Source organism: Streptomyces sp. NPDC037288, from assembly GCF_055603265.1.
Genome location: NZ_JBVJVY010000139.1, coordinates 1 through 4,755, shown reverse-complemented (window position 1 = coordinate 4,755; position 4,755 = coordinate 1). Strand labels below are relative to the sequence as shown.

Here is a 4,755-nt window from a genome sequence, read left to right as displayed (position 1 = left end):
TGTTCAGCCGAAGGCCGCTTCCATGTACGGCGGTTACCGGACCAGGTGATCAAGTTCGACACACCATTCGACGCCGGACGTTAAAGATCAAGCTAGGGGAAGACCCGAATCGGTCACGAGGGGCAGCCCCATTGCCAGCCGCAGTTCATGCTCACTGGCGGTGTCCGCGGCATCGATTTCGATGAAACCGGCGCCGGCTGCCCGGAAGAGCACCGCCATCTGCTCCACCCGGTCACGGAGCAGGTAGTCGTGGACATCGTGCAGCGGGTAGTAGCTGTTGTGATCATAGGGGTGGACTGCGTAGACCATGCCGGTCACAGGGTGTCCGTCCGGAAAAGTGAACACCTTCGCCTCCGTCACTGTGACCGAGGTGATTCCCAGGGCTCGCCGGCGAGCCGCCTTCCAGCCCAGAGCAGCCAGGACAAGGGGAGGTGGCGCCAGTACGCAGACGGCAAGGACCGCTGCGTCCTTTCCGGTCATGTCTTTGAAGGAGCCAGGCGCGTCAACAGCCAGTAACTTGCGACGCTCGTAAGGTACTTCAGTCAAGCCCACGAGTCCCTCACCCTCCCCCAGGGTGGTTGCAGCGCTCCCCTGCCCGGAGCCTTCCGCAACGTGATTCTGCGACGCTACCTGGGCGATGAGCCGACTGTCAGCGGTGCATTCGCCGCCGCTGCACGCGCCGGGGGCGCACACCCGAACGCCATTACCCCTCGCTTGACGCGCAGGGCGTGGTACACGAGTGGGAGATGTCTGCGGCCGGGCCGATGACCTGCACGTACGGTGGGAGACACGCGCCGGCGACATCAACCAGGCGCGCCCGACAGAGCAGGAACCGGACGAGCCCGATCCCGGCGAGGCCGAACGGATCTCCGGGCTGCTGCTGAACACGCCGGCCATCATCTCGGCCGACAACCACAGCCAGCGACGCTGAAGTAGCGGCCGGCGCATCCCCACTCCCGACGGAAGACGACTGGCTTCATCACCGCCTGCTCCGGCAGGCCCCTGCTCTCGCACAGCAGGCCGTCCAGCAGGACGCGGCCCGCGCCTGCCGCGGGATAGGGAACACCGTGGACGAGACCGTAGACCGCCGCCCGTCTGCTTGAGCAGGGCGTCCTTGACGACGTGCATGACGCGCCGCCGCTACGGCGGATCCTCACCACGGATTTCCTGACCGTGCTGCCCGGCGGACACCGGCCCGGACCACGGACCGTGAATGACCCTGCTGCTGAGCCGGCCCGCCATCAAGGACTTCCTCGCCGGGCAGAAGCCACCGCCAATCGGCAGGCCCAGCGGGTCCCGCGAACGGGAGCAGCGTCGGTTGGTGATCAGAAAGACAAATCATCGACGGGGAGGCGGAACTCCTCCTTGAAGCGGTCCTCGATAAGGTTCTCAAAGCAGCCGAGCCCATCGACAGGGTGTTTACACCGCTGAAGGACGGACGACTTCCCAGGCACCGCGACAGCTTCAGCCACGCCTGCCCGGGCACGCACAGGCAGCCGTGAACCGGTGCTGAAGCTGCGCCCGACCACGGCGAGCAGGGCAGCGCGTACGAGGCCCTCGCCATCGACAAGGCTCCACGCGGGGTGGCCCATCTGTCAGATCACGTCCGCCGCAACCCGGACGACCGGGCCGCATCACACCGCTGCGCCTGCGACCCGGCCAAGGACCAGGTCCTGTCCTCCCGGCTCCCCGCCGGCCACGCCGGGGGACATGCCCGCACCTCGGCCGTGAGCGACGAGGGGGTGAGGGACATCGGGACGAAGGCCCGTGCTAAAAGATCGTCGTATGTGGGTTCAGCGAGTGATCGAACTGACCGGGTGGGAGCCGCTCGGGATCCCCGTCGACTGGGCGGCGATCGAGGGAGAGCTGGGGGTTCCGCTGCCGGCGGACTACAAGGAGCTCTACGAGGTGTTCGGCGGCGGCGTCTTCAGTGAGTGCGTCTACTTTCTGGGGCGGGACGAGAGCCCCGCGTTCGACTTCCTGACACAGTGGCGGGTCGACCTGTCGGTCGACCAGGACAGCAAGTTCGGAGACGTCTCCGCCGTCGAGCCCTATGCGATCTACGCGCCGGGCGGCAAGGGGCTGGTTGAGTGGGGCTCCACCGAATGGGCCGACGAGTACTTCTGGCTGATCGATGCCGAGCGGCCGGGCGAGTACCCCGTCCTCGCGCGGTCCAATGACATCGGTGCATGGCACCGGTACGACATGTCCACCTCGGAGTTCCTCTACCGCGTCCTTGCCGATGCCGATTTTCGACCTTTCGGGATCGCGCAGTACGACCTCGGCACGACGTTCGAGCCCGGCTCCGGCGACGGCGAGTGACGGTGTGCCGAAGCCCTACCGGGGCTTCTTACGGGCCGGGACCGGGGCTCCCGACGGAACTCGGGACGTCAGGTGGCGGCCCGTGGCGCGACCGGCCCCGAGCGAGAGCGGACGCCGGGCACCACGGCCCGGCGGCCACCACGCCCAACAGACGCCGTACAACACCGCCTCCCCACGGAGGGCCGGCCGTCGGCCGGGCGAGGGGAAGCCCCCGGCCCAGGGTCGCTACAGGCCCATCCCGACCGACGGTTTCAGATGCCGAGCGGGAGGCCGAGGGGAGAGCCCACAAGCGTGCTGACGGGTCGTTCGAGAAGACCGTCGGTGATGTCGTCGGGGCTCGGTGCCTGAGCGGCTACGGCAGGGACGATCACTCCGAGGGAAAGCAGTGCGCTCACTGCTGCAACGGTCACGATGCGGCGGACAGACAGCACGGTGAATTCCTCTCGGTGAGCGAAGACGCTGGAAGTATGGACGGGCAAGAGACTTCCCACCCGCCAGGCCGGCGCACGCTCTACGTCACTCGTTTAAGGGACGGCCGCCCCCCGGCCCACAGCCGATTGACATCAGCATTCAGACGCCCCCTGACAGGGGCTTCCTGCACGGCCAGGGCCGAACCCCCGACAGGCCGCAGGAGGGCACGGCGCGGGGTCGGTTCGGCGGGGCCGAGCGGCGCCGGCCTGGGGACGGAGGTCCGCTCAGCGATGCGGCGGCCTGTTTCGTGGCTTACGCCTGACGCAGTGTTGGCGGCACGGGCACGCCGTGGGCCATCGGTCGAAGGAATACCTGGCGTGCCGCGCCCTCAGCACGTCGGCCGGGCACGGGGAAGCCCCTGACGGGCGCACCGCGGGAGCCGAGGCCCGCCCCCGACGGCACCGGCTCGGCGCTGTGAACTATCAGCAGCACGAGACCTGCCCCACATACCCGAGGGATGAGCCCGACCAGGCCGCACTCCTGGCGCTGCGCGGCGCCGACCGTGTTCGAGCAGCGTCGAACCAGGGCAACTCCGCGAAGCGGGCGGGACTCCCGACGCTGCTCAGCCCCAGGGTTCGCCGTTGGCCAGGTCCGGACCTGAAATGCGGGTGGCGATGGACGCGAGGGGCGGAAGCGGGCCGTCCTCACTCGCGTGTTTGAAGGTGTGCACCAGGCAGGTGCACACAGGATGTACCGGTTCGCCAGGGCCCAGCAGTCGATCTGCGTATGACAGCCGACGCAACCGCGCCTACCTGCGCAGACGCGATATCAAGGCGACCATTCCGGTCCGGCGGACAGAGTTCGCCATCGCCGGAAGCTCGGCCTCCCGAGGAGGCCGGCCGCCGAAGTTCGACTAGGCCGAATACCGCGGGCGCCTTACGGTCGAATGCGCGATCAACCGCTGCAAGCGCACCGAGCCGTGGCTACGAGGCACGACGAGCTTGCCGTCCGCTACGAGGCGATCGTGCTGGTCGCAGTCCTCAACGAGTGGCTGTGACCAGCACGTTCCCATCAGGCCCTAGGAGCGGATGAACGTGCGGGCTTGCTCGATCCACCCCGACACGGCCTTGGCACCGCAGCTCTCGGCGACCGACTGGGCCTCGTCGAGGTGGTGAAGCGCCGCCGATGGGTCACCGGTTTCCGCCGCGAGGTAGGCCAGCGCCACCAGGCCGGCCGCTTCCCCGGGCCTGAAGCCGATTTCCCGGCGCAGTGTCACCGATTCGGTCAGCCGCTCGCGGGCCTGATCGAAGCGGCCTGCGTCCTTGTCGGCGAAGCCGAGATGCCTGATCGCATAGGACATCGTCATCCGGTCATCGACGGATTTCGCCAGCGCGTACGACCGCTCGAAGTACGGCCTGCCCGCGGCGCCGTCGCCCTTGACCACCTGGTGCCAGCAGCCAACCCAGAACAACGCGTCCGCCTCACCCGACGCATCCCCCAAACGCTCGTACAACTCGGCCGCGCGCTCGAACAGCATCAGTTCCTGGGAGTTCTCTTGGCGGTCGTTCAGGAAGCGGACGTGCAGTACCTTGCCCCGCGCATCGAAAGCGGCGCCTCGACCGAGTCCAGCACGTCATCGGACCGGTCCAGCGCGGACGTGTCCCCGCCGAACATCGCCGCTTCGAACAGCTCTCCCGCACGTTCGATCCAGTCCTGTCCTTGCATACCCCTGCCCCTCCCCGTTGGACGATGACAGCGCCGAGGCCATCTCTGTACTCCCGGCGGAAGGCGAGGATTTTGGGACGGTGGCATTCAAGCACCCCCGTCGCCCGCGAGCTGGGAGTACCAGCGAGCCGACCGACCGCTTCTCCCAGCAGGCCTTGCCCGGGCGGTCGAGCCCAGGCAGCCACGGCTTTCGCAACAGGCCCTAACTTGATCTTTAACCTGTGCGGCGGGGTCGTGGGGTCGTTGACTTCTTCGTTCGCTGCTTCGTCGTCGGTGTTTTGCGGGGCGTGTGCACGT

At 67.8% G+C, this 4,755-nt stretch carries 6 protein-coding genes; 2 read left to right on the top strand and 4 right to left on the bottom strand.

The genetic code is table 11. The features are described from left to right. Positions 1-87: 87 nt before the first annotated feature. The gene (locus ACZ7GZ_RS42295) at positions 88-546 is read right to left on the bottom strand and encodes a hypothetical protein (protein WP_471033086.1); all 459 of its coding nucleotides are present in this window, start codon (positions 544-546) and stop codon (positions 88-90) included. Positions 547-739: 193 nt separating this feature from the next. Between ACZ7GZ_RS42295 and ACZ7GZ_RS42290 the strand changes: the two genes are divergently transcribed. Both ACZ7GZ_RS42290 and ACZ7GZ_RS42285 read left to right on the top strand, forming a co-directional pair. Next, on the top strand, positions 740-931 hold the full coding sequence (locus ACZ7GZ_RS42290; RefSeq protein WP_471033085.1) for a hypothetical protein: 192 nt from the start codon (positions 740-742) through the stop codon (positions 929-931). An 854-nt stretch (positions 932-1,785) separates the two neighbouring features. Beyond that, positions 1,786-2,322, top strand: coding sequence for an SMI1/KNR4 family protein (locus ACZ7GZ_RS42285; protein WP_471033083.1), 537 nt, complete (start codon positions 1,786-1,788; stop codon positions 2,320-2,322). Between the two features lie 251 nt (positions 2,323-2,573). Here the strand turns inward: ACZ7GZ_RS42285 and ACZ7GZ_RS42280 are convergent, their stop codons facing one another. The 3 genes from ACZ7GZ_RS42280 to ACZ7GZ_RS42270 form a co-directional block, all read right to left on the bottom strand. After that, a complete protein-coding gene (locus tag ACZ7GZ_RS42280; protein ID WP_471033081.1) occupies positions 2,574-2,717 on the bottom strand; it encodes a hypothetical protein in 144 nt (47 codons plus the stop codon). Positions 2,718-3,811: 1,094 nt separating this feature from the next. Continuing rightward, a complete protein-coding gene (locus ACZ7GZ_RS42275) occupies positions 3,812-4,270 on the bottom strand; it encodes a tetratricopeptide repeat protein (protein ID WP_471033078.1) in 459 nt (152 codons plus the stop codon). Between the two features lie 29 nt (positions 4,271-4,299). After that, positions 4,300-4,458, bottom strand: a complete 159-nt coding sequence (locus ACZ7GZ_RS42270; RefSeq protein ID WP_471033076.1) for a hypothetical protein — start codon at positions 4,456-4,458, stop codon at positions 4,300-4,302. Positions 4,459-4,755: the final 297 nt, after the last annotated feature.